This is a genomic window from Amycolatopsis circi (assembly GCF_003385235.1).
Lineage (GTDB): Bacteria > Actinomycetota > Actinomycetes > Mycobacteriales > Pseudonocardiaceae > Amycolatopsis > Amycolatopsis circi.
In genome coordinates, this window is the sequence record NZ_PQIA01000148.1 from 1 (window position 1) to 23,322 (window position 23,322).

Annotated in this window: 18 protein-coding genes; 12 read left to right on the forward strand and 6 right to left on the reverse strand. The window is 71.1% G+C overall.

Going from position 1 to position 23,322, the window contains the following annotated elements:
• Positions 1-101 precede the first annotated feature (101 nt).
• The 8 genes from D0D37_RS39400 (at position 102) to D0D37_RS39435 (ending at position 10,712) form a co-directional block, all read left to right on the forward strand.
• Entirely contained in the window at positions 102-3,614 is a 3,513-nt protein-coding gene (locus D0D37_RS39400) for an AAA family ATPase (RefSeq protein ID WP_116205672.1), read from the forward strand.
• Between the two features lie 156 nt (positions 3,615-3,770).
• Positions 3,771-5,219, forward strand: coding sequence for a 30S ribosomal protein S12 methylthiotransferase RimO (rimO, locus tag D0D37_RS39405; protein ID WP_116205673.1), 1,449 nt, complete (start codon positions 3,771-3,773; stop codon positions 5,217-5,219).
• Positions 5,216-5,863: a CDP-diacylglycerol--glycerol-3-phosphate 3-phosphatidyltransferase gene (gene pgsA / locus D0D37_RS39410; RefSeq protein ID WP_116205674.1), complete on the forward strand. Its 648-nt coding sequence runs from the start codon at positions 5,216-5,218 to the stop codon at positions 5,861-5,863. The genes rimO and pgsA overlap by 4 nt, the downstream gene beginning before the upstream one ends.
• Complete coding sequence (locus D0D37_RS39415) at positions 5,863-6,327, forward strand: CinA family protein (RefSeq protein WP_116205675.1); 465 nt, start codon at positions 5,863-5,865, stop codon at positions 6,325-6,327. Before pgsA ends, D0D37_RS39415 begins: the two co-directional genes overlap by 1 nt.
• A gap of 100 nt (positions 6,328-6,427) precedes the next feature.
• A complete protein-coding gene (locus D0D37_RS39420; protein WP_162834710.1) occupies positions 6,428-6,877 on the forward strand; it encodes a helix-turn-helix domain-containing protein in 450 nt (149 codons plus the stop codon).
• A 253-nt stretch (positions 6,878-7,130) separates the two neighbouring features.
• Entirely contained in the window at positions 7,131-7,997 is an 867-nt protein-coding gene (locus tag D0D37_RS39425) for a PspA/IM30 family protein (RefSeq protein WP_116205677.1), read from the forward strand.
• Between the two features lie 36 nt (positions 7,998-8,033).
• Positions 8,034-9,026, forward strand: coding sequence for a phage shock envelope stress response protein PspM (gene pspM, locus D0D37_RS39430; protein ID WP_116205678.1), 993 nt, complete (start codon positions 8,034-8,036; stop codon positions 9,024-9,026).
• Positions 9,027-9,413: 387 nt separating this feature from the next.
• Positions 9,414-10,712 (forward strand): allophanate hydrolase-related protein, encoded by a 1,299-nt coding sequence (locus tag D0D37_RS39435; RefSeq protein WP_116205679.1) that lies wholly within the window; start codon positions 9,414-9,416, stop codon positions 10,710-10,712.
• A 187-nt stretch (positions 10,713-10,899) separates the two neighbouring features.
• On the opposite strand, the gene D0D37_RS39440 is transcribed toward D0D37_RS39435, so the two are convergent.
• From D0D37_RS39440 to D0D37_RS39455, 4 genes are all read right to left on the reverse strand, one after another.
• Positions 10,900-11,925 (reverse strand): quinone-dependent dihydroorotate dehydrogenase, encoded by a 1,026-nt coding sequence (locus D0D37_RS39440; protein ID WP_116205689.1) that lies wholly within the window; start codon positions 11,923-11,925, stop codon positions 10,900-10,902.
• A gap of 545 nt (positions 11,926-12,470) precedes the next feature.
• Positions 12,471-13,043: a GNAT family N-acetyltransferase gene (locus D0D37_RS39445; protein ID WP_116205680.1), complete on the reverse strand. Its 573-nt coding sequence runs from the start codon at positions 13,041-13,043 to the stop codon at positions 12,471-12,473.
• 374 nt (positions 13,044-13,417) lie between these two features.
• Entirely contained in the window at positions 13,418-14,236 is an 819-nt protein-coding gene (locus D0D37_RS39450) for a DNA-formamidopyrimidine glycosylase family protein (RefSeq protein ID WP_116205681.1), read from the reverse strand.
• Between the two features lie 3 nt (positions 14,237-14,239).
• Positions 14,240-15,091, reverse strand: coding sequence for a ParA family protein (locus D0D37_RS39455; protein WP_116205682.1), 852 nt, complete (start codon positions 15,089-15,091; stop codon positions 14,240-14,242).
• Positions 15,092-15,203: 112 nt separating this feature from the next.
• Here D0D37_RS39455 and D0D37_RS39460 point away from each other — a divergent pair, with 112 nt between their 5' ends.
• The 3 genes from D0D37_RS39460 (at position 15,204) to D0D37_RS39470 (ending at position 18,206) form a co-directional block, all read left to right on the forward strand.
• The gene (locus D0D37_RS39460; protein WP_116205683.1) at positions 15,204-15,929 is read left to right on the forward strand and encodes a methyltransferase domain-containing protein; all 726 of its coding nucleotides are present in this window, start codon (positions 15,204-15,206) and stop codon (positions 15,927-15,929) included.
• Between the two features lie 156 nt (positions 15,930-16,085).
• On the forward strand, positions 16,086-17,303 hold the full coding sequence (dinB, locus tag D0D37_RS39465) for a DNA polymerase IV (protein ID WP_116205684.1): 1,218 nt from the start codon (positions 16,086-16,088) through the stop codon (positions 17,301-17,303).
• 498 nt (positions 17,304-17,801) lie between these two features.
• A complete protein-coding gene (locus D0D37_RS39470; RefSeq protein WP_116205685.1) occupies positions 17,802-18,206 on the forward strand; it encodes a DUF3040 domain-containing protein in 405 nt (134 codons plus the stop codon).
• A 552-nt stretch (positions 18,207-18,758) separates the two neighbouring features.
• On the opposite strand, the gene D0D37_RS39475 is transcribed toward D0D37_RS39470, so the two are convergent.
• Complete coding sequence (locus D0D37_RS39475; protein ID WP_116205686.1) at positions 18,759-19,412, reverse strand: TetR/AcrR family transcriptional regulator; 654 nt, start codon at positions 19,410-19,412, stop codon at positions 18,759-18,761.
• Between the two features lie 127 nt (positions 19,413-19,539).
• On the opposite strand from D0D37_RS39475, the gene D0D37_RS39480 reads away from it, so the two are divergent.
• Positions 19,540-20,493: an alpha/beta hydrolase gene (locus D0D37_RS39480; protein ID WP_116205687.1), complete on the forward strand. Its 954-nt coding sequence runs from the start codon at positions 19,540-19,542 to the stop codon at positions 20,491-20,493.
• Positions 20,494-20,791: 298 nt separating this feature from the next.
• Here D0D37_RS39480 and D0D37_RS39490 read toward each other — a convergent pair.
• Positions 20,792-23,322, reverse strand: a 2,531-nt coding sequence (locus tag D0D37_RS39490; protein WP_425267014.1) for a transglutaminase TgpA family protein, incomplete at its 5' end; no start/stop codon positions are given.

The following is a 23,322-nucleotide window of genomic DNA, read 5'->3' on the forward strand; positions in this document are numbered from 1 at the left end:
CGCCTTCGGGACCGCTGCCCGTCGCCCCGCCCCCCGCCCCGCCGCCGGTTCCCGCGAGCGGCCCGGCGCCGAGCCCCGCGACCGCTCAGCCGCAGATCCGGGTGGAGAACCTGGGCCAGGCCGGGATGTTCGTCGCCGGAACCGAGTCGATCGCCGAGTTCGTCACGCGCGCCACCCGGATCGTCGCCTGGGCGGACGCGACCCGGCACGGCACCGCGAACGGCCCCGGTGAACCGCCGCCGGTCGAACCGGAACGGCCGGGTTCGGACGGCTCCGGCAACACCGTGCTCGGCGACATGGCGCGGCACAGCCGTTCGGTCACGCTCGACCTGCTGGCCGCGGGCAACCGCATGTGGCAGCGCAAGGAGCAGTCCCGCTACGAAAAGGCTTACGAGGACTGGCAGAAGGCCTACGCCGAGTGGGAAAAGCGCGAAGCGGCCCGGATGACGGCGGGCACCAAGCAGCCGAACCCGTTCGTCCTGCTGGTGGGGGAGGCGAACACCGGCCAGCGCCGGTTCACCCGGGCGCTGAAGGCGTCGCTGACTGAGGCCGAGGTCGGGTTCGACACCGCCGAGTTCTTCGACTGCGCCGCCCTGCTCGCCGAGTACGCCGACGATCCGGTCGAGCGCTCGGTGCCCGCGACGATCAACGACATCGAGAACGGCGGTTCCGCGCTCCTGCTCGCTGAGCGGGTCGACGCCCTGTTCGAGAAGGACCTCGCCGCCACCGTCCGAATGCTGCGCAATTACGCGCGCGACCAGGACAGCTGCCGCCTGATCATCCTGGACGGCACCGAGAAGGTGCTCGAACAGCTCCGCACCGAGGCCCCTGACCTGGTGCAGAACATGCTGCAGTATCGGCTGCCCCGGTTCGACCGGCCCGCCGCGGCGGCCGCGCTGCTCGACGTCCTCGCCCAGGAGCGCTCGTTCGGCCTGCCTCCCGACGTGCGCGACCGGCTCGCCGCGCTCGTCAAGGAACCCAGCGCCCGCACGGTGGAGGCGCTGCTGGACGCGTCCTCGCGGCAGGCGATCAGCCGGGGCGCGACGCCGGGCACCCGGATCGAGATCGGCCACCCGGACATCGAGCCGCTCGTGGCCGCCGCCGGCCAGCGCGGCGGATCCTCGATCGAGGAGCTGCTCGCCGAACTGGACGGGATGATCGGCCTCGACGCGGTCAAGGAGCGGGTCCGCTCGCTGACCTCGGAGATGACGATCGACGCGCGGCGCCGGGAAGCGGGCATGAAGGTCGCCGTGCGCAGCCGCCACCTGCTGCTGACCGGCAACCCGGGCACGGCGAAGACGACCGTCGCCCGGCTGCTCGGCAAGATCTACCAGGCGCTCGGCGCGCTGCCCAAGGGCCACGTCGTCGAGGTGACCCGCACCGACCTGGTCGGCGAGTACGTCGGCCAGACTTCGCTGAAGACCCGCGCGGCGGTCCAGCGGGCCGTCGGCGGCGTGCTGTTCCTCGACGAGGCGTACAACCTCGTGAACGACAAGGACGACGACTTCGGCCGGGAAGCGGTCGCGGAACTGCTGGTGCAGATGGAAAACCACCGCGAGGACCTGGTGGTCTTCGCGGCCGGCTACCCCAAGGAGATGGACGCCTTCCTGGAGTCCAACTCCGGCCTGCGCTCCCGGTTCGCCGGCACCATCGAATTCCCGGACTACTCCAACGACGAACTGGCGCGGATCTTCCGCGCGATGGCGAAGGGCCAGGGCTACGAGCTGTCCGCGGACCTGCTCGCGGCGCTGCCCGAGGCGGTCCGGCGGATCCCGCGCGGCCGCGGGTTCGCGAACGGCCGGTCCGCGCGGGTGCTGCTGGAAGCGGCGATCGGCAAGCAATCCACCCGGCTGACCACCGACGGCGGCGCGGACCTGGTCACGCTCGTCGCCGCCGATCTTCCGCAGCCCGGCGAGTCCGGAGTGGGCGCGGTCGACGACTCCGGCCCGCGGCGCAGTCTCCCCGAACTGCTGGCCGAGCTGGACGCGATGATCGGGCTCGACTCGGTGAAGCAGCGCGTGCGGTCCATGGTGGACGAAATGGCCGTGGACGCACGGCGGCGCGACGCGGGCATGAAGGTCGCCGTCCGGAGCCGCCACCTGCTGTTCACCGGCAATCCCGGCACGGCGAAGACGACCGTGTCGCGGCTGGTCGGGCAGATCTACCGCGAGCTGGGCGTGCTGCCGTCCGGGCACCTGGTCGAGGTCGGCCGCGGCGATCTCGTCGCCGAGTTCACCGGCCAGACCGCGCCGAAGACCCGCGAGGTGTGCGAGCGGGCCGCGGGCGGCGTGCTGTTCATCGACGAGGCGTACAACCTCGTGCGGGACGACAACGACGACTACGGCAAGGAAGCCGTCACCGAACTGCTGGTGCAGATGGAGAACCACCGCGAGGACCTGGTGGTCTTCGTCGCGGGCTATCCCAAGCAGATGGACGAGTTCCTCGAGTCCAACCCCGGATTGCGGTCGCGGTTCTCCGGCCGGATCGAGTTCCCGGACTACTCCAACGACGAACTCGCCGGGATTTTCACGGTGATGGCGAAGAGCCAGGGCTACGAGCTGTCCGCCGATCTGACCGCGGCGCTGCCCGAAGCGATCCGCCGCATTCCGCGCGGCCGCGGCTTCGCGAACGGCCGGTCCGCGCGCGGCCTGCTGGAAGCCGCGATCAGCGGACAGTCCAGTCGCCTGGCCGCCGCGCCGGACACGCCGTCGGATCAGCTGGCCGTCCTGATGGCCGCGGACTTGCCGGGCGAAGCCGGGGTGGCGGTCAGCGACGACGCCGGGCCGCGCCGGGGACTGGACGACCTGCTGGCCGAACTCGACGGGATGATCGGCCTGGACGAGGTGAAGGCCCAAGTCCGTTCCCTGGTCGCGGAAACGCGGCTGGACGCGCGCCGCCGCAAGGCCGGGCTGCCGGTCGGGGCGCGCAGCAGGCACCTGGTGTTCACCGGCAACCCTGGCACGGCGAAGACGACCGTCGCGCGCCTGATGGGGCAGCTGTACCGCGAGCTGGGCGTGCTGCCGTCCGGGCATCTGGTCGAGGTCGCGCGGCCGGACCTGGTGGGCGAGTACATCGGCCAGACCGCGCCGAAAACCCGCGAGGTGTGCGAGCGGGCGATCGGCGGGCTGCTGTTCATCGACGAGGCGTACAACCTGGTCCAGACCTACTCGAACGGCGCCGACTTCGGCGGCGAGGCGGTCGCGGAACTGCTGGTGCAGATGGAGAACCATCGCGAGGACCTGATCGTGATCGCCGCGGGCTACCCGGCGGACATGGACCGCTTCCTCGACGCCAACGCGGGCCTGCGGTCGAGGTTCGGGTCCACCGTGCATTTCGCCGACTACGACAACGCGCAGCTGGCCGCGATCTTCACCGCCATGGCGGGCAAACAGGGCTACCGCCTCGACGCCGGGCTCGCCGAAGCGCTGCCCGGATTCATGGCCGGCCTCGACCGCGGCGCCGGTTTCGCGAACGGACGTTCGGCCCGCGGCCTGCTCGAACGCGCGATCCGGGCGCAGGCGATGCGGCTGGCCGGCCCGGACGTCGACCTGGAGGCGCTGGACGACGCGGAGCTGACGCTGCTGACGGTTCCGGACCTGTCGGCCGCGGAGTGACCCGCTCGGGTACTCAAGCCCCGCAGGTCCGTGAAGGGCTCCTTGAGGGAATCTGATTCCCTCAAGGAGCCCTTCACGGACGGCAAACGCCGGCGGCCACCGCACTGGGCGACTCCGTCTCGGGGCGGTCCGAATGCGACGGCTACCCTGAACGTCGTGCCTTCTCCAGCCGCTGACTCCGCTCGCGCCCGCCGTGTCTCCCTCGTGACCTTGGGCTGCGCCCGCAACGAGGTCGATTCCGAGGAGCTGGCGGGCCGGCTGGCCGCGGGCGGCTGGGAACTGGCCGCCGAACCGGAGGACTCCGACGTCGTCGTGGTCAACACGTGCGGGTTCGTCGAGTCGGCCAAGAAGGATTCGGTCGACACGCTGCTCGCCGCCGCCGACACCGGACGCAAGGTCGTCGCGGTCGGCTGCATGGCCGAGCGCTACGGCAACGAACTGGCCGACAGCCTCCCCGAGGCCGACGCGGTGCTCGGCTTCGACCACTACGCCGACCTGTCCTCGCGCCTCGACGACGTGGTCGCCGGCCGCGCGATCGCCTCGCACACCCCGTCCGACCGCCGCAAGCTGCTGCCGATCAGCCCGGTGCAGCGGCCCGCCGCGACGGCCGAGGTCGAGGTGCCCGGGCACGCGCAGCACGGCTGGGGCCCGCGCGTCCTGCGCACGCGGCTGGACGATTCCCCGGTCGCCGCGCTGAAGATCGCCTCCGGCTGCGACCGGCGCTGCTCGTTCTGCGCGATCCCGTCGTTCCGCGGGTCGTTCGTGTCCCGCCAGCCCGACGAGATCGTCGCCGAGGCCGCCTGGCTCGCCGAGAACGGCGCGAAGGAACTGTTCCTCGTCAGCGAGAACTCCACTTCGTACGGCAAGGACTTCGGCCGCGACGGCACCCGCGCGCTCGAACTGCTGCTGCCGCGGCTGGCCGAGATCGACGGCATCGAGCGCGTCCGCGTGTCCTACCTGCAGCCCGCCGAGACGCGGCCGCAGCTGGTGCAGGCCATCGCGACCACGCCGGGCGTCGCGGACTACTTCGACCTGTCCTTCCAGCACTCCAGCGAGCAGGTGCTGCGCCGGATGCGCCGGTTCGGCTCCACCGATTCGTTCCTCGCGCTCACCGAGCAGATCCGCGAGTACTCGCCCGAGGCGGGCATCCGCACCAACGTGATCGTCGGCTTCCCCGGCGAGACCGACGACGACCTGGCCGAACTGGAGCGCTTCCTGACCGGGGCCCGGCTCGACGCGGTCGGCGTGTTCGGCTACTCCGACGAGGACGGCACCGAGGCCGAGACCTTCGACGGCAAGCTCGACCCGGCCGTGGTCGCCGAGCGCGTCGCGCGCATTTCGGCGCTGGTCGAGGAGCTGACCGCGCAGCGCGCCGAAGACCGCATCGGCACCTTCGTGGACGTCCTGGTCGAGCACGACGGAACCGATGGCGACGACGCGGTCGGCCGCGCCGCGCACCAGGCCCCCGAGGTCGACGGCGAATGCGTCATCCTCGAAGACGAAGACACCAAGCCGCTCGCGGTGGGCGACATCGTCCGCTGCGAGGTCGTCGACTCCGCCGGGGTCGACCTGGTCGTCCGCCCGGCGCCGGACGCCGGCCGGTGAGTGCCGCGCCCAGCGGGGCGGGCGAGGGCGTGCCCCGCGCCCCCGCCGAGGGCGGGGCCCAGCTGCCCGAAGCCACCCCGGTCCCGACGCTGAACCTGGCGAACCTGCTCACCATCTCGCGGCTCGTCCTGGTCCCGCTGTTCGTCGTCGCCCTGTTCACCGGGCACGGCGAGGACACCACGTGGCGCGCGATCGCCACTGGGCTCTTCGCCATCGCGTCGGCCACCGACCAGGTCGACGGCTGGGTCGCCCGCCGCTACGGGCTCATCACCGACTTCGGCAAGATCGCCGACCCGATCGCGGACAAGGCGCTCATCGGCGCGGCGCTGGTCGGGCTCAGCGCGCTGGGCGAGCTGTCCTGGTGGGTCACCGTCGTGATCGCGGTGCGCGAGATCGGCGTGACGCTGCTGCGGTTCTGGGTGATCCGGCACGGCGTGATCCCGGCCAGCCGGGGCGGCAAGGCGAAGACCATGGCGCAGATCCTCGCGATCGTGACCTACCTGCTGCCGCTGCCGGCCGGAGCCGACCCGGTGCGCTGGGTGCTGATGGGCCTCGCGGTGGCGCTGACGGTGATCACCGGCGTCGACTACCTGGTCCGCGCGATCCGCCTGCGCGCCGCCGGCAGGCGCGCGACGGGCTCGTGATGACCGAGGCTCGCGAACTGGTCGCGGCTCTCACCCGACGGGGGGAAACCGTGGCGGCGGCGGAGTCGCTCACGGCAGGTCTCGTTTGCGCCACACTTGCCGAGGTGCCGGGCGCGAGCGCCGTGCTGCGCGGCGGCCTCGTGGTCTACGCCACAGAGCTGAAGACCGCGCTCGCCGGGGTCGACGCGCAGTTGCTGGCCGAGCACGGAGCGGTGCACCCCGAGGTCGCCGCGCAGCTGGCCAGGGGCGCGCGGGAGCGGTGCGGGGCGACCTGGGGCCTCGGCCTGACCGGCGTCGCCGGGCCGGATCCGCAGGACGGCGTGGCCCCGGGAACGGTGTACGTCGGGCTCAGCGGACCAGGGGTGAACACGGTGCGTGAGCTGGCCGAGACCGGTGACCGGGACACCATCCGGACCGCGTCGACGCGAGCCGCGTTGGCGCTGCTCGGGGAACAACTAGACTGAAAACGGCGTTCGCCCTTGGCGTACGTACGTGTCAAGTCCTGCACTCGGGGTACCGCTCTGGGTAACGTAGGAGGCACCAGTTCGGGAAGGGAGGCGCGTGATGACCGTGCTGTTGCGCGAGGCGATCGGTGATCGGCTCCGTCATGCCCGCACCAACCAGCGTCGGACGCTGCGTGACATCTCCCGCGCCGCCCGGGTGAGCCTCGGCTACCTGTCCGAGGTCGAGCGCGGCCAGAAGGAAGCTTCCAGCGAGCTGCTGGCGTCGATCTGCGAGGCGCTGGAGCTGCCGCTGGGCGAGCTGCTGCACAAGGTCGCCGCCGACGTGTCCGCCCTCGACAAGGTCGAGGTCGCGCCGGTGGAAGAGGTGGAGACCGCGCCGAGCCAGACGGTGCCCGACCGAGGCGAGGCCGGGTTCGAAGGCGGCCGCCTGGTGTCGGAGCTGATCGGCGACGACCTCTCCGACCTGCGGCTTCAGCCCGCTCCGCGGATGAACACGACGTTGCGGACCACGATCGGCGCGCCGAAGCTGGCGTCCACGATCGCGGCGTAACGCCGGCCCTGTCCCGCTGCACGGCCCCGGGGATCTCCCCGGGGCCGTCGGCGTGCGCGGGGTCCCCCTCCGGGCCGGTCCTGACCGGCGGTCAGGGCTGACCCTGAATTCCCCCGGGGTCGCCTGGAACGGCGGAGGCCGACCTGACACGATGGAACCCGACGCCGGGGTCGGTACGTTGTGCGACTAGGGGAGCGACGCCCCGCCCCGAAGCAATCAGGGCCCGTGGGACGCAAGAAGGCAGGCGGAGGAGATGGCCAACCCGTTCGTGAAGTTCTGGAAGTACATGATGGCGGCGTTCTCGTCGAAGATCGACGAGCACGCCGACCCGAAGGTACAGATCCAGCAGGCCATCGAGGAGGCGCAGCGCAACCACCAGGCGCTGACGCAGCAGGCCGCCTCCGTGATCGGCAACCAGCGGCAGCTGGAGATGAAGCTCAACCGCCAGCTCGGCGAGGTCGAGAAGCTGCAGGCCTCGACGCGCCAGGCTCTCGTGCTGGCCGACGAGGCCCGCGGCAAGGGCGACGAGGCGAAGGCGACCCAGTTCGAGACCGCGGCGGAGAGCTTCGCCGCGCAGCTGGTCACCGCCGAGCAGAGCATCGAAGACCTCAAGACGCTGCACGACCAGTCGCTGCAGGCGGCCACGCAGGCCAAGCAGGCCGTCGAGCGCAACGCGACGATGCTGCAGCAGAAGCTGGCCGAGCGCACCAAGCTGCTCTCGCAGCTGGAGCAGGCGAAGATGCAGGAGCAGGTCTCCGCGTCGCTGAACCAGATGAGCCAGCTGGCCGCGCCGGGCAACACGCCGTCGCTGGAAGAGGTCCGGGACAAGATCGAGAAGCGCTACACCACCGCGCTGGGCTCGGCGGAGCTGGCGCAGAACTCGGTGCAGGGCCGCATGATGGAGGTCCAGGAGTCGGCCACCCAGATGGCGGGCCACTCGCGGCTGGAGCAGATCCGCGCGTCGATGCGCGGCGACTCGGTCGCCCAGGTCACCGACGGCGGCGCGAGCGCGGGTGCGGGCGCGGCCGCGGCCGCGGCCAAGCCTGCTCCCGCTTCGGGCGACATCCAGCGGGAGATCCAGGCCCGCGTGCAGGCGGAACAGGGCAAGAACCCGGCCTGACCGGCCGGGCACGAGCGGCGCAGGGGGTAGGGCGGGATGACCAAGAAGCGGGACTTCAGCGAGTTCAACGCCAAGCTCGAGAAGCACATCGAGCGGTTGCCCGACTACGCCCAGCGCGCTCAGGAAAAGCTGCAGCGGTACTTCCCGCCGGCCGAGGAGGCCGGCGGGAAGCCGCAGCAGAACGGCCGGCCCCAGCGGGGTCCGGTCTCTCCGCCGCCGGTGCCGCGCCGCCCGTCGAGCGCGGCCGCGTCCGCGGCGTTTTCTTCGGTCGCCGGACAGGTGCCCGCGGTCGCCGAGGTCCGCGCGAAATGGCAGCGCTGGAACGAGCCGAGCGCGAAGCACCAGCGCCGCGTCCGCCGCACCTCGCGCGTGCTCACGTTGTGGGTGCTGGTCACGATCCTGCTCGGGGTCCTCACCGTGCTCACCGCCACCGGCCTGCTCGGCGGAGCTGTGGCCGGCCCGGAGATCGGGCAGGCGGTGTTCTCCGGTTTCGCGACGCTGGTGTTCGGCACGTTCAGCGTCCGCACCGGAATGCGGTTGCGGGAGCTGAAGAAGGTCGAACTTCCCGCCGCGCCCAGCGGTCCGCCGCCGCTGCCCGCCGCCGGTTCGGCCGCGCGCGAGCCGATGGAGCGGTTGGCGGAGTCGGAGGCTTCGCTGCGCGAACTCCTGCGGCAGCTTTCGGTGCCGACTTCGCTGGGCACCACCGCGGTTCCGGAGGTCTCCGTCGCCGACGCCCGCGCGACGGCCGACGAGGCTGCCCGGGCGCTGCGCGGCCTGGCCGAGCGGATCCAGGCGATCGAACGAGGCCGCAATTCCGCGCCGGAACGCGAACGTTCGGCATTGCAGGCGGCCGTGACGAAGTTGCGCGAGCAGCTCGACGACGGGCTCGAAGGCTACGGCGGCTTGGTCGCCGCGGCCGGTCGCGCGGTGGCAGCGAGCAGTGACGGCATGGTCACGTCGCGGGAAGCCCTGACGGACGCGACGGATCGGCTCGCCGGGCTGGCGCTGGCGCTGAAGGATCTCGGCTGAGCTGCTGAGCCGGCCCCGTTGCCGGGGCCGTGCGGCCACGCAATCCGCCGCGAAACGCCCGATCCAAGGGTGAATGTGGCCCGGGCGCGCTGTTTCGCGGCGGCTCCGGGAATCGCCCCGACCGGGCGGGAACGCCGTCCTGATGGCCGAGTTTGGGATTCCGGTCGGCGCAACGGGACAGTTCGGCCGCGACGGTGCGTGAGTTTCCCCCGCATACCGCAACAATCGCGTAATCCGATCCTGCTGGTGACGGAAACGTCTGCGGTTTAACGTTTTTCCCATGAGGTCGGTGTTGGCACCCGCCAGGCCCGGCGTCGAGGGCTGAGGTTCGCGGCGCCGGACGTACACAGTGGACTCCTCCGATCCCGTCGAGGAAAGGACGCCCTCGTGACTACGCTCCCGCCGGAACCTGATCCTGTTCCCGTCCCTCCGCCCAGCTCGCACGAGCGGGTCCGCACCGCGTTCGAGCGGCTGGCGAAAGCCGACCGCCCCGGACTCTGGGCTTCGGTGCGCACCATGGAGGAAGTGCTCGTCGAAGCGAAGACCGTCGACGAACGCGTCCACGCCGGAGAAGACCTGCCGCTGGCCGGAACGGTCCTCGCGGTGGACACCGACGGCCCGCCCGCGCTCGCTCGCCTGACCGACGCCGGCGCGGTGCTGCTCGGAACGACCGTCGCGGACCCGGAAAGCGCGGCCGTCGGCCTCGAGATCGTCGACCTGGCCCTGAATTCGTCCGCGCGCGAGATCGCCGCCCCGCCCGGGGTTCTCACCCTCAAGCCGACACCGGGGTTGATTCCGGCGACGACCGTCTCCGTGTCGGCGCACCGCCTCACGACCGCCCAGCGGGCCGTCGCGGCGATGTTCGGTACGGACTCGGCAAGCCGCGAATGGCCAGCAGACGTCCGCCTCGCCGCCGGACAGCATCCGCGCCTCGGCATCCCCGCCGAAGCCAGCCTCCCGCTGCCCGCGAGAAGGGCGTTCGACGTCGCTGCCGCCTCTCTGGAGGCCTCTGGCGCCGTCTTGGTCCCAGCAGACGTCAGCGCGTTCTACGGGGCCGGAAACGCCCTTGGAGCCCGCGCGCTGCTGGCGGATCTGGACGCGTTGCTGCTGCCGACCGTCGGTGTCCTGGACGCGACGCTGAACGCCCTGGACGTCGCCGCCGTGACCGTGCCAGTGGACCGGCGGCCGTACGGGATCACTGTGGTGACGCGGGCGTTCGAGGACCAGATCGGCATCGATCTGGCTTCGGTGCTGACTGGTGAGCGGTCGCCGGATCCGTATCCGAGCGAGAGCGTCGACGTCGTGGTGTTCGGTGCGCATCTGTGCGGCCAGCCGCTGCATGACGAACTGCACGGCGCGCGGTTCGGCGGTCTGGTCCGGACCGCCGAGCGCTACCGGATGGTTCTGCTCGACGGGGTCACCCCGCCGCAGCCCGGCGTGATTTCCGGCTCGGCAGGCGTGGACGGCGAGCGCTGGCGGCTGTCTCCCGCGGCGTTCGACCGTTTCGCTGCTGGCTTGGCGGCGCCGTTCGTGCTGGGCCGGGTGGAGTTGGAGGACGGGAGTACGCCGCTCGCGGTGCTGTGCGAACCCGCTGCTGCCGCGGGTGGGGAAGGTCTGGACCGGTACGCGTCCTGGCGGGGGTATCTGCGGTTCGTCAGCACCGGAGGGCCGCGGTTCCCCGGCTGAGGCGGAGCGGCCCGAGTGCGCCCGGTCGGACTCGGGCCCGGCGCCCCCGGACTGGTGAGGAGCGGGCCTCGGTTCCTCGGCTGAGCCGGGCGGACGGACGATCGAAACCGCACCGGCGGTTCTGCCGAGCGGTCGTCCGCCGGATGCTCGACGCCGGAGCCGGTGTCGGTCGGACCCGGCTCGCCCGCTACCGGGCGGCGAGCCCCCGGCCGACGCGGCGGACCAGGCCGGGACCGTGCAGCGCGAAGCCGGTGTAGAGCTGGACGAGGCTGGCTCCGGCGTCGAGCATCCGGCGGGCGTCGTCCGGGCCGAGGATGCCGCCGACGCCGATGATCGGCAGCTTGCCCTCGGTCTTTTCGTGGACGAAGCGCACCACTTCGGCCGAGCGTCCGGTCAGCGGGCGGCCGGACAGTCCGCCGGTTTCGGAGGCCAGCGCGGCTTCGGCGGGGGCGATGCCGGCGCGGGAGAGAGTCGTGTTGGTCGCGATGATTCCGGCTACTCCGTGGTCCAGACAGACTTCGAGGAGTTCGGCGAGCGCGTCGTCGGTGAGGTCGGGAGCGACTTTCACCAGCAGGGGAGTGTTGCCGCCGAGTTCGGCGCCGGTCTTGCGGAGTTCGGCGAGGAGTTCGGCGAGCGCGGATTTGTCTTGCAGCGCACGGAGGCCGGGGGTGTTCGGGGAGCTGACGTTGATCGCGAAGTAGTCGGCGAAGGGGTGCAGGGTGCGGAGCGAGTAGCGGTAGTCCTCGACTGCCTCGTCCAGCGGCGTCACTTTCGACTTGCCGATGCTGATTCCCAGCGGCACCGCGGGTTTTCCGTGCGCGGCCAGCCGGTCGGCGAGGGCTTGGGCTCCGTCGTTGTTGAAGCCCATGCGGTTGATGACCGCGTCGGTGGCCGGGAGGCTGAACAGGCGCGGTTTGGGGTTGCCTGGCTGGGGGTGGCGGGTGACTGTGCCTGCTTCGATGAAGCCGAAGCCCAGGGACGGCCAGGCGTGCAGGGCTCGGCCGTTCTTGTCCATGCCTGCCGCTAGACCGATGCGGTTGGGGAAGGTCAGGCCTAGGACGGTGGCGGGGTCGTTGGTTCGGTACATCTTCGAGATGGGGCGGAGGGTTTTGCCCGTGCGGCTCAGGAGGCTGACTGTGCGTTCGTGCACTACCTCGGGGTCGTGGTAGGCGAGCCGGTACATCGCTGGGCGGACGATCCTGTCGAAGAGCACGTCGTCCATGCTGCCGTATCCGGAGTGGGGTGGCTGGGGGCGGCTGGGGTTGTTGTGGTTTGGGTCGCGTCGGGGCCGTGCTGGGTGCTGCTCGTCGCCTGGCGGCGACATTGCGCACGTTGGTTGCGTGGGGCACCCCGAAGCTGATTGTGCTGACGGTCTGGGGGTGCTTGTCAAGGCGGGAAAGATGCCTTGACAAGCACCCCCAGACCGCAGGGGAGGCTTCGTATCGGGGTGCAGGGCCGGGGCTGGGTGCCTGGGGCTTGGCGCACCGACATCGCTCCCCCTGAAGCCCGCGGAGCGTTAATGCCGTGAGGGGAACCCTGAGGGACTCAGAGTCCCTCAGGGTTCCCCTCACGGACCTCGATTCCCTCGACGACCCCTTCACGGCCATCCGGCACTCGCAGACCCACCTAGCCAACGCGCCCAAGCTCCGCGCCCACCCGCCAAACCACCGCCCACCCGCCAAAACCGCCGCCGACCCGGGCCGGGTTCAGTGGTGCTCGCCCAGCGGCATCGCGAAGCACGGCGACGAGGGCGGGCAGTCAGTTCAGCGGGGCGGCGCCGGCTTTCCACTCGTCTTCCAGCATGGCGTAGACCAACTCGTCGGTCCATACGCCCTTGACTACCTCGTTCTCCCGCAGCCTTGCTTCCTGGCGCATGCCCAGGCGCTCCATCAACGCCGCCGACGAGGTGTTGCGGCCGTCGCAGCGGCCGATGATCCGGTGCAGGCCCAGGTCTTCGAAGCCGAGCCGCAGGACTTCGCGGGTCGCTTCCAGGGCCAGGCCTTTTCCGTGGTGGTCGGGGTGGAAGACGAAGCCGATCTCGCCTTGGCGGTGTTCCGCGCTGAGGTATTCGAGGTTGAGGTCGCCGATGAGCTGCCCGGTTTCGGCGAGTTCCACGGCGACGGCGAGGAACTGGCCTTCCTCGGACAGCGTCGAGCTGTGGATGCGCTTCGCCAGTCCTGCCGCGGATTCGGCGCGGCTGCGCGGTCCCCAGTAAAGGTAGCGGACGACGTCCGCGCGGGACTGGAACGAGTTCAGGGCATCGAGATCGTCGTCCCTGAAGGGGCGGAGGAGCAGGCGTTCGGTGCTGATCGGATAGTCCGGCCTGAGCATCCCCCAAGCCTAGCGACTTCCGCGGGTCCGCAGGAACCGCCGCGGTGCTCGCCGGGAGGGAACAAGTGCGCCACGACATCAAGAGGTCATGGAAATTCCCGGGGCGCCTCCTGGACGCCGTCAGCGTCCAGGCCCGAGCCGGACCGGTGCTCGAGAACCCCGGGAACCCGGTGACTGCCTGGTATTCGTCAGCAGGCAGCACGTGAAGCAGGCGATGAGCCGAAGGTGGCTCTTGTTGCATCGCTGCTCAAAGTCCCAACACGTGCCATCCGCTAGCGGACAGCCACCTCACGAGTCCTGTGTGAATACAACTTAGGACCACCTCCTCTCTCGTGTACTGCCACGCTAACCGCGAACCTCTCGGTACGGCAACATCATTTGCGCGGCAGTCCGTCCGCCGGGACGGGACCGGGCTGGCAGCGCTGGCAGCACCAGGTCGGGCGCTGGTACGGTCCGTCGCCCTGCTGAGCCACCAGCAGCGGGCCCCCGCAGCGGAAGCAGCCCTGGCGGGTGCGTTCGTAGACCCAGGTGCGCCGTCCGCGGCGGAGGTCGCCGGTGGTGGCCTGCTCGTGCCGCCACGCGTTCGCGACCAGCAGCTTCCGGGCGAGCGCCACCGCGCGTGCGGGGTCCACTTCGGACACTGGGGTCCACGGGGAAACCCGCAGCAGGAACGAGATCTCGCATTTGTACAGGTTGCCGACACCGGCCATGATCCGTTGGTCCAGCAGTGCGTCGCCGAGTTCGCGGTCCGGTTTCGCGGCGAGGTTGGCGGCGGCCAGTGCGGCGTGCTCGTCCGTCCACTGTGGATCCAGCAGGTCCGGTCCGAGGTGTTCGACGAGGCTGTGCTCCTCGGTCGTAGGCACCAGTTTCAGGTCGTGCAAACGGAAACCGATCGCCTGGACGTCGTCGGTCATCAGCACGACGCGCGCGTGATGGGCGGGCATCGCCCACTTCGCGCCCGCGGGCTGGATCTTCCACGAGCCGTCCATCCGGAGGTGGCTGTGCAGCGTCAGGTCGCCGGAGAAGCGCGTGAAGAGGTGCTTGCCGACGGTGCCGACGCCGTGCACCTCCCGGCCCGCGAGGTCCACAGTGGCCAGTTCGGGATGCCGGAACTCCCCGCGCACCAACGTTTTCCCGGCGAGCGCGCGGTCGAGCAGCTTTCCGGCCAGGAATACGGTGTCGCCCTCGGGCACGGTTCAGCCCGCGGTTTCCGACACTTCCGCCTGCGCGGCTTCTTCCTCGGCGCGCACGCGGTGCCGTCCGGCGCGGTTGGAGCGCAGGATCTTGGCGAGGACCATGTTGAAGGTCAGCGCGATCTCCTGTGCGCCAGGGGAATGCCATTCGTGGATCGGGCTGCACGCGCCCTGGGCCTGCTGCACCGCGAGCCGGTCCGGGATCGCCGTCGGCATCACCAGGGAACCGAAGTTCTCGCGCAGCTCCGCGACCCGGAACTGGTGCTCGTAGGACCGCACGCGCAGCTTGTTCACCAGCACGCCGATCGGCCGCAGCGCCGGATTGTGGTCCTCGCGGATCCGTTCGATCGCTTCCAGCGCGCGTTGAGCGCCGGCGACCGCATACATTGTGGGTTCAGTCACAATGAGCGCGCTGTCGGCCGCCACCAGCGCGGATTTGGTGAGCCGGCCGAGCGACGGCGGGCAGTCGATGATCGCCAGTTCGTACGGGTCCTCGCGCAACGGGTGCTGGTGCAGTTCGTCCAGCGCGCGGGAGAGGTTCTCCAGGCGGCGGCCGTCGGAGTCGGGCTCGTTGAGCGACTCCAGCTCCTCGGCGCCGACGAGCACGTCGATCTCCTCGCTCCAGACGCTGGGCGCGATCGCGCGTTCGAGAACGGCCCGCGCGGGCGTCTCGAGCACGTCGGCGAGCGTCGCGTCGGTGAACGGCGGGTCGAGCGAGGTGGTGGCGTTGCCCTGCGGGTCGAGGTCGGCTACGAGCGTGCGGGTTCCCCTACGCAGCGCGGCCGACGCGATACCGAGCGCGACCGTCGTTTTGCCGACACCACCCTTGAGGCTGAGAACGGCGACCGTGTGCACTCGACACAGCCTACGGGCCGCTCGCCGGGACGGTAGTGCGGAAGGTGGCGAACGCCGCTGCGGAGCCCACGCGGGTCACGGCCAGTGACCGGCGGCCATTACCCTGTCGGCCATGAAGACCGACACCGTGGCCGCCCGGGGTTCGGGCGCTGTTCGCCGGGCGCTCGAGGCCGAACTGCGGGCCGCCCGCGCCCGCGGCGTGGAGCAGCCGGTCGTCGTCGACGTCGGCGGCGGGAGCGGCGGCTGGGCGGTGCCGTTCGCCTCGGCCGGATGCCTGGTCACCGTGGTCGAACCGAACCCGAACGCGCTCGCCACACTGCGCCGCCGCGCCGAGGAGGAGGGCGTCTCCGGCCGGATCACGGTGATCGCGGACGACTCCGACGCCCTCGGCGCGCACGTCCAGGCCGGGTCTGCGGACCTGGTGCTGGCGCACGGCCTGCTGGAGGTCGTGGACGACCCGCGCGCGGTGCTCGACGCACTCGCCGCGGCCGTCTCGCCCGGCGGTGCCGTGTCGGTGCTGGTGGCCAACCGCACCGCGGCCGTGCTGCATCGCGCGCTGGCCGGCCGGATCTCCGAGGCGCAGCAGCTGATGGAAGGCCCGGACGGGATCGTCGCGGGGGACACCGTACTGCGCCGGTACGACAGTTCCGGGCTGACCGATTCGCTCGTGGCCGCCGGGCTGGAAGTCACCCTGCTGCAGGGCGACCGGGTGATCTCGGACGTCGTGCCGGGCGGGGTCCGTGAGGACGAGCTGGCCGAGTTCGAGCTGAGCGCTTCGGCGGTGCCCGCGCTGCGCGACGTCGCGGGCCGGTTGCACGCGATCGCCCGGCGGGCCTGAGAAGCGAGTTCCCGGCCGTGCCGCGGTGCGGGAATCATCGTTGCGGGCTTGCGGGTCACCCGTAAGCGTGGCCGCCGCGGCTCGGGCGCCGGGAATTGTCGGGGGCGGAAGGTAGCGTCCGGAGGCGTGGGGAGAAACGCCGAACTGCCGAGCGGGATGGCCCGCTACCGCGTCACCACGGGCGCGACCGAGCTTCCGGACGACACCGGCTGCTCGATTCTTCACGTGGACATGGACGCCTTCTTCGTGTCGTGCGAACTGCGCACGCGACCCGAGCTGGAGGGCCAGCCGGTCGTCGTGTCCGGCGGCGGCCCGCGCTCGGTCGTCGCCGCGGCGAGCTATCCGGCACGGCGCTTCGGCGTGCGTTCGGCCATGCCGTTCGCGACGGCCAAACGGCTCTGCCCGCAGCTGGTGTGCATCCAGCCGACGCCCGGCCTGTACGGCGAGGTGTCGCGCGGCGTCATGGGGATTTTCCGGCAGCTGACGCCGCTGGTCGAGCCGCTGAGCCTGGACGAGGCGTTCCTGGACGTAGGAGGCGCGCTGCGGCGGCTGGGGACCACTCCGGGTGTGCTGGGGGCGCGGATTCGGGAGCGGGTGCAGGCGGAGCACGGGATCGCGTGCTCCGTCGGGGTCGCGAAGGTGAAATTCGTGGCGAAACTGGCTTCGGGGATGGCCAAGCCGGACGGAATGGTGATCGTCCCCGCCGCCGAAACGCTGGAGTTCCTGCACCCGCTGCCGGTGTCGGCGCTGTGGGGAGTCGGGAAGCGGACCGAGGAACAGCTGCGCCAACACGGCTGGCACACGATCGCGGACATCGCCGCCACCCCGCCCGCCCGGCTGCGGCGTGCGGTGGGCCGGGCCGTCGGGGATCACCTGTGGGCGCTGGCGAACGGCCATGACGACCGCGCGGTGGAACCGGAGTCGGCGGAGAAGTCGATCGGAGCCGAACACACCTTCGACGTCGACGTCCTGAACCGCGACGAGCTGAGCTTGGAACTGCTGCGCCTGTCCGAACGAGTCGGGGCGACGCTCCGGTCGCGAGGGCTGCGCGGGAGGACGGTGTCGATCAAGGTGCGGTTCGCCGATTTCCGCACGATCACCCGAGCGCGCACCGTGCTCTCGGCGACGGACGTGGCCCGCGACATCCACCGCACGGCAGTCGAGCTTCTGTCCGAGCACGCGCCGACAGGAGCGGTCCGGTTGATCGGAGTGCGGGTGGAAGGCCTGGATACCGGCGACGAGGGGGAGCAGCTGTCGTTCACGAACGACGAACCCCGATGGCGGGACGCGGAGGTGGCGGCGGACGTGGCAAGACTGAAATTCGGCTCGGCGGCGATCCGGCCCGCTTCGCTGCTTTCTCCTCGGGAGGACTGAGATGGGCGCTTGGTCGGCAGTCGGCCTCCGGAGCGGGTTGCCCGACGGGTCCGGAATAGGGGTTCGGCGGTCGCTCTGAGTCAGCGGGCTGCGGGCTGTTCGTGCGGTGGGGGATTGCCGATCTCGGCGTCGGCCGAGTGAATGAATGGCGGACGGTATCGATCGGCGGAAGATCGGGCCGGCCGCGGCGTCCGCAGGGCGGGTGGTCGGCGCGAGGACGCTTTCTCTCCGTGACGAGGGACCCCGCCCGGGGGAGGCCGACGGGGCGGCGGAGGGCCCTGGACTGCGCCGAAGGGGGTGACTTCCGTCGCGGTAACGCACTGTCAACCCGCATCTTGCGGGATTTCCCCCGATTCGATCATTTCCGGATCGGGGATCGGGTAGTCGGACGAGCGCGGGGCTCGTATCCTGGACAGTGCCACCCCGCCTGGGGTTGGCTGTTGGGTCCAGGACGTTGCGCGGCCCGGCGCCCGCGACAGCTGTGCCGGAGGAGGAAAGATGCCACTCTCCGAGCATGAGCAGCGGCTGCTCGATCAAATCGAGCGCGAGCTCTATGCCGAGGACCCCAAGTTCGCATCCACGGTGCGCGGCACCCGGTTGCGCCGACCCGCGCGCCGTCGGCGCATCCAGGGGATCGCCCTGTTCGTGGTGGGCGTTGCGCTGCTGGTGCTCGGTGTGGTGATCCCGGTGTTGCGGGTCGCCGACGTGCCGGTGGTCAGCGTGCTCGGGTTCCTCGTGATGTTCTTCGGGGTCATGATGGCCGTGACGTCGCTGCGCCACAGCGACGCCGGCGGCATGGACAGCCCTGACGACGGAGGCGGCGGGGGGAAGCCGTCCGGCCGCAAAAGCTCCTTCACGCAGCGCATGGAGGAACGTTTCCGCCAGCGCTTCGAAGGCCAATAGCACGACGGTGAATCCGCGCTTCTCCCCTCGGGGCGGAGCGCGGTTTCTCGTGCGCGGGCACGGACTGCACCGGCTAGCGGGACACAGGTTCCCGACCTGCTGGCAAGGCTCCGGGCTCGCTTCACTCGATACGGGCTCGAAGCGCTCCCGGTTCGGGGATGCCCGCACGGGAAACTGGCGGGCACGGCGTCGGCGAGTGACTGCTGACGACGCTCGGTGCGGTGCTGGATCCGGCCTGCCGCCGGAACGCCTTCGACGCGACGCTGCGGCCGTGCCGGTTCAGGCGGCGGCTCGGGCCTGGCCGCTGCTTGTGCAGTTCCTCTGACGGGTTGAGCCTGAGGATGTTGGGGTCGCGCAGGCTGAGTCGGCAGGGAACGCCGCGGTGGCTCCCTGAACGTGGCAGTTGACGTGCTGGTTGGGTGCCAGACATCGGTGCGGGCAGGCTGGTCGCGCCCACGGCCGAGCTGGGTGCGCCGTGAAATGGCGGACTGCTCGGGCTTTTCGTTGCCCAGCCTGCGGGGCGGCTTCCTCCGCCGCTCCGGCTCCGGCGTCTCAGGGGATCTGGGCCTCGAGCTGATCGAGGTGCGCGGCAAGGATTTCCTCGAACGCAGCCCGGCGGTCCGCTCCGAGAGGCCGGACGTCGCGGGCGAAGAAGGCCAAAGCGGGGAAGCGTTCGGGATCGGCGCCGAGCACCGCGACGCGGAATTGTTCCAGTCCCTGTTCGTACTCCTCGGCGGTGATGGTGCCGATGCCTGCCTCGGAGGCGATCAGCGCGGCGAGGAGGATCACGATCCGGTGGTATCGCACCGGAACCTGCTCGTCGGGCAGGCCGGACGCGCGCAGGGCCTGCAGCAGTTCCTCCATGACCAGCCGGGATCCGGTGCCGCCGGACGCGTAGCGTCCCCACACCGTGGCGAGCTGAGGCTGCTCGCCGAACGCCTCGTGCAGGCGCAGGCCCAGCGCGGTGATGCGCTGCTTCCAATCGCCTTCGGGGCGGTAGCCGTCCATGGCGGCCAAAAGGATCCGGTCGGCGACGGCGCGCAGCAGCTCGGTCTTGTTGCGGAAGTGCCGGTAGAGGCTCGAAGGATCGGTCCCGAGCGCCGCGGCGAGTTTGCGCACGCTGAACGATTCGGCGTCGCTCGTGCGCAGCAGATCCGTCGCCGTGTCCAGGATTTCGTCGGTCGACCATCGCCTGCGGCCAGTCATCTCGCCCCTCTCGTCGGGTGCAGCATAACTTATGCACTTGGCAATGCACACGGTGTGTGCATAATGAGGACAAGGCGCTGGGCGGCTATCAGGACGCACCGGCGCATCGACTGGGGAAGAAGGAACAATGAAGGAATTCGCTGCCGCGACCCGACCGCCGGAGCCGGACTTCTCGACGATCACGACCGAGGAACTGCTGACCTATCGCGAGGCGGAGAACCGCTTCCGGGCCTCCGGCACGGCGCGGGCGATCCTCGGAGAACCGGATCCCGGCGCGGCGATCGAGTGGCGGGAGATTGCGCTGCCCGGCCGCGACCTGCCCGTCCGGGTCTACCGGCCAGCGCGAAACGAAGCCGCGGCCCGAACCGGCCTGCCGCTGGTGGTCCATGTCCACGGAGGCGGCTTTGTGGGCACGGCGACGCAGTGCGACTGGACTAACAGCCACCTCGCCGCGCGGCTGCCCGCCGTCGTCGTCTCGGTCGAGCACCGGCTCCTCGCCCCCGACAGCCCGCTCGCGAACGCCGCCGACGACGGCTGGGACACGCTCGCGCACGTGGTGCGGCAAGCCGAGGCGTGGGGCGTCGACCCGGCGCGCGCAGCTGTGTTCGGTGAGAGCTGCGGAGCGCTGATCAGCGCGCTGACGGCCGTCCGCGCCAGGGAAGCCGGTCTGGAACTCAAGGCACAGGTGCTGGTCAACCCGGTAGCCGACGTGACCGAGACGATGTTCGACTACCCCTCCATCGCCGAATACGCGTACCACCCGAGCCGGGCACTGCCGCTGCTGCGACTCTTCCAGCGGCTCGCGGTTCCGCCGGGAGCCGACGCCGGTTCCGTCTCGCCGCTGTGCGCGGACGACCTGAGCGGGCTCGCCCCGGCGCTCGTGGTGGTGCCCACCCAGGACGCGGTCGCCGACCACGGCCGCCGCTACGCCGCGCGGCTGCGCGAGGCAGGGATCTCGGTGCGGCTTACCGAGTACCCGGGCGCGAAGCACGCGTTTCTGACCCTGCCCGGGGTGGAACCGCAGGCCGAGACCGCGCAGACGGAAATCCTCGCGTTCCTCCGCGCGGCCCTCGTGAAGTGACGGAAGAGCACTGATGGCGGCGGTCTCGCGGTCGCCTTGCGGTGGAACAAAAGGCGGGCGGCGTGACACACCATGGGGCCGCGCGGTGCAGCGAATCGGCATCGTCGAAGTGGGCGAGATCGGCAAGGCCATCGTCGAGAGCTTGCGCAACGAGGGCGGTGCGTCGCCGGAAATCTTGCTTTCTCCGCGCGGCGCCCGCGTCTCCGCCGAACCCGCGCCACGCTCACCTCGTGGGTCACCGACCACGGCATCGCTCCGGACTTCAACGCTCGCGAACTGGAACGCCGAACCCCGAAGCTCACCGTCGTCGGCGAAGCACCGACCTCGGGAACAACCGGCCCCGCATCGACAGCGGAGCAGTCCGGCGCAGGCTGTCCCGCAGCTGCCCGAAAGCAGGCTCCAAAGTCGCGTCCGGAGCCGCCTCGTCGCTGTACCAGCTGCGTTCCACCGCGCCCAGCACCGTGCGCAAAGCCTCCCGGCCCGGCTCGTCCAGGCGGTGGCGTTCGGCGATCTTTCCGCCGGCCACGCGGACCGTGTCGCTGTCGGAGATCGGCAGGTCCCGGTCCGCGCACTCCGCCTTCAGTTCGCGCCACGCCGCGTCGGCCGCGCTGGGGGCGTGCGTCGCGATCGTCTGGAGGTGGCGGCGGCGCACCAGGTCGCGGATCGCGGCGGGGCCGCCGACGGCCGCGAGGATCAGCACGACCGCCAAGGCGAACCACCACGACACGGTTCCGGCCAGCAGGCCGATCGCGGCGACCAGCAGGACGGCTCCGGTCAGCGGAAGCCACAGGGCGGCCAGGTGCAGCGGGGTCGGTGCGGTGACTGGGTTTCTGACCAGCACGTCGCCCTCAGGTGTCGCACCGGGCGGGACGCCGGACGGGGTCAAGCCGGGCCGGGGGCGGCGGCGCAGGAAGTACGACGCGGCTACGGCCGCAGCTCCCAAGACAGCCAGGGTCAGCGCGAGCCAGGTCAGCCAGCTGTCGTCGGGAGTGGTGTCCGCGGGCGCGGCGGGAGCGGCCTGGTCGTGGGTCTTGTCGGCCGACGCGCCGGTGGACGGGGACGCGGAGCGCGGGGCCGTCGGGAGGTTGTCGGTCGCGTTCGGCTGTTGCGGGTTCTGGGTGTTCTGCTCCAGGTACGGCGGGACGATGCCGCGTCCGTCGGCGAGCGGGGTCGGGTCGAAGCTGACCCAGCCCTTGTCCCCGAAGTACGCCTCGACCCACGCGTGCGCGTCCTGCGAGCTGATCGACTGGTAGTCGCCCTTGGTGACGCCGGGGGTGAAGCCGATCGCGACGCGCGCGGGGATGTGCGCGACCCGCAGCATCACCGCCATCGCCGACGCGTATTGCTCGCAGTAGCCCCGTTTTCCCTTGAGGATGAAGTCGGCGAGAGCGTCCGCGTCGGTGGCGTCGGCGGTCTTCGTGTCGTACACGAAACCGTTCTGCGCGCTGAAGTACTGCCACAGCGCGGTTGCCCGGTCGAAGTTGTTCGTCTTGCCCGCGGTGAGCTGGTCGGTCAGCGCCGAGACCCGCTTGTCGACCTGGCCGATCCGCGTGTACAGCGCGGGGACCTCGTCGGATTTCGGCGCGGCGTCGCGCAATTCCGCGGCGGTCGGCTCCTTCAGCGACGCGGTTTCCACGTAGGCCGGGGCCGGTTCGCTCGCCGTGGTGAAGACCGAGCCGCTGACCCGGTCGTACAGCCACTGCGGCGGCACGCCGCGGAGCGCGCGCGGGGCGCCGTAGACCGGCAGCCAGTTGTCGACCCAGCGCGTCGGCTGGATCTGGATTTGCCGCGACACCCCGGTGCCGTCGTCGCCGGGCGCGGCGGGAAGCGTGCTGTTCGCGAGCACGCCGCTTTGCGCCTGGCCGCCGGCGCGCAGGCCCCAGCCCTTGTTCGGGGTGTAGGTGTCCAAAGTGAACGCGCGCATCAGCCGCCGGTCCGGGCCGAGGCCGCGGACCTGGAACAGCTCGGTGTTCTGGCCCTGGTCGAGAAGTCCGCGCAGCTGCGTGAACGGCGCGATGCCGAACCCGCCGGTGCCGTTGCCGTCACCGCCGGGACCGGAGCCGAACGGGATCTTGCCGACCGTGCCGACGAAGGTGATCCCGCCGCCCAGCAGGCCGAGCACGATCGCCGAACTGACCACGGCCACCGGCGCTTGCGCTAGCCGCAGCATGCTGCCGGAGCCGGGCGCGTCGCGGTTGCGCCAGCGGCGGTGCCGGTGGTTGCCGTCGATGGCAAGCAGGCACGCGAAAGCTCCCGCGCCGAGCACGAACGTCCACCACGGCATCAGCTCGTCCGACAGCGCCGCGGGCACCGCGTACACGCAGAGCAGCACGAGCCCGGTCGCCGCGGGTGCCGCGGCGGCGACGGCGAGTGTGTCGACCAGCACCGCGACCAGGCCGACCGCGATCGTGACGAGGCACAGGATCGGCTGCGTGCTGTCGACCGGCGGGAGGCCGATCCGGATCTGGTCGGCCGCGGCGGTAAGGGTCGCCTGCAGTTCGCCGAAAGCGGTGGGACCGGGGAAAATCGTGAGCACGCCCTGCGTCGTGAACGCCCCGGTGATGAGGAACAGCAGCACGAGCAGTTGCCCGAACCCGGCGACGACGGTCGGCGCGCGCAGCGAGCGCAGCGCCAGCCCGGTGCCCGCGACGAGCACGACGGCCACGAAGAGGTACCCGAACCAGGCCCAGCCGGAGACGACGCTGGTCAGCGACGTGGCCGCGCACAGCGTCGCGAGGCCCGCGGCGATCGGCGGCAGCACGCTGCTCCGCCACGCGGGCGGCGGATCGGTCGGCTGCGGGGTGGGGGTGTGCGGGATCGGCGGCGCTC

What these genes read in the sequence shown, in the direction of transcription:
- D0D37_RS39415 (WP_116205675.1), top strand. Translation starts at nt 5,863, where the DNA reads ATGACCGAGGCTCGCGAACTGGTCGCGGCTCTCACCCGACGGGGGGAA.
- D0D37_RS39420 (WP_162834710.1), top strand. Translation starts at nt 6,428, where the DNA reads ATGACCGTGCTGTTGCGCGAGGCGATCGGTGATCGGCTCCGTCATGCC.
- D0D37_RS39425 (WP_116205677.1), top strand. Translation starts at nt 7,131, where the DNA reads ATGGCCAACCCGTTCGTGAAGTTCTGGAAGTACATGATGGCGGCGTTC.
- pspM (WP_116205678.1), top strand. Translation starts at nt 8,034, where the DNA reads ATGACCAAGAAGCGGGACTTCAGCGAGTTCAACGCCAAGCTCGAGAAG.
- D0D37_RS39445 (WP_116205680.1), bottom strand. Translation starts at nt 13,043, where the DNA reads ATGCTCAGGCCGGACTATCCGATCAGCACCGAACGCCTGCTCCTCCGC.
- D0D37_RS39460 (WP_116205683.1), top strand. Translation starts at nt 15,204, where the DNA reads ATGAAGACCGACACCGTGGCCGCCCGGGGTTCGGGCGCTGTTCGCCGG.
- dinB (WP_116205684.1), top strand. Translation starts at nt 16,086, where the DNA reads ATGGCCCGCTACCGCGTCACCACGGGCGCGACCGAGCTTCCGGACGAC.
- D0D37_RS39470 (WP_116205685.1), top strand. Translation starts at nt 17,802, where the DNA reads ATGCCACTCTCCGAGCATGAGCAGCGGCTGCTCGATCAAATCGAGCGC.
- D0D37_RS39475 (WP_116205686.1), bottom strand. Translation starts at nt 19,412, where the DNA reads ATGACTGGCCGCAGGCGATGGTCGACCGACGAAATCCTGGACACGGCG.
- D0D37_RS39480 (WP_116205687.1), top strand. Translation starts at nt 19,540, where the DNA reads ATGAAGGAATTCGCTGCCGCGACCCGACCGCCGGAGCCGGACTTCTCG.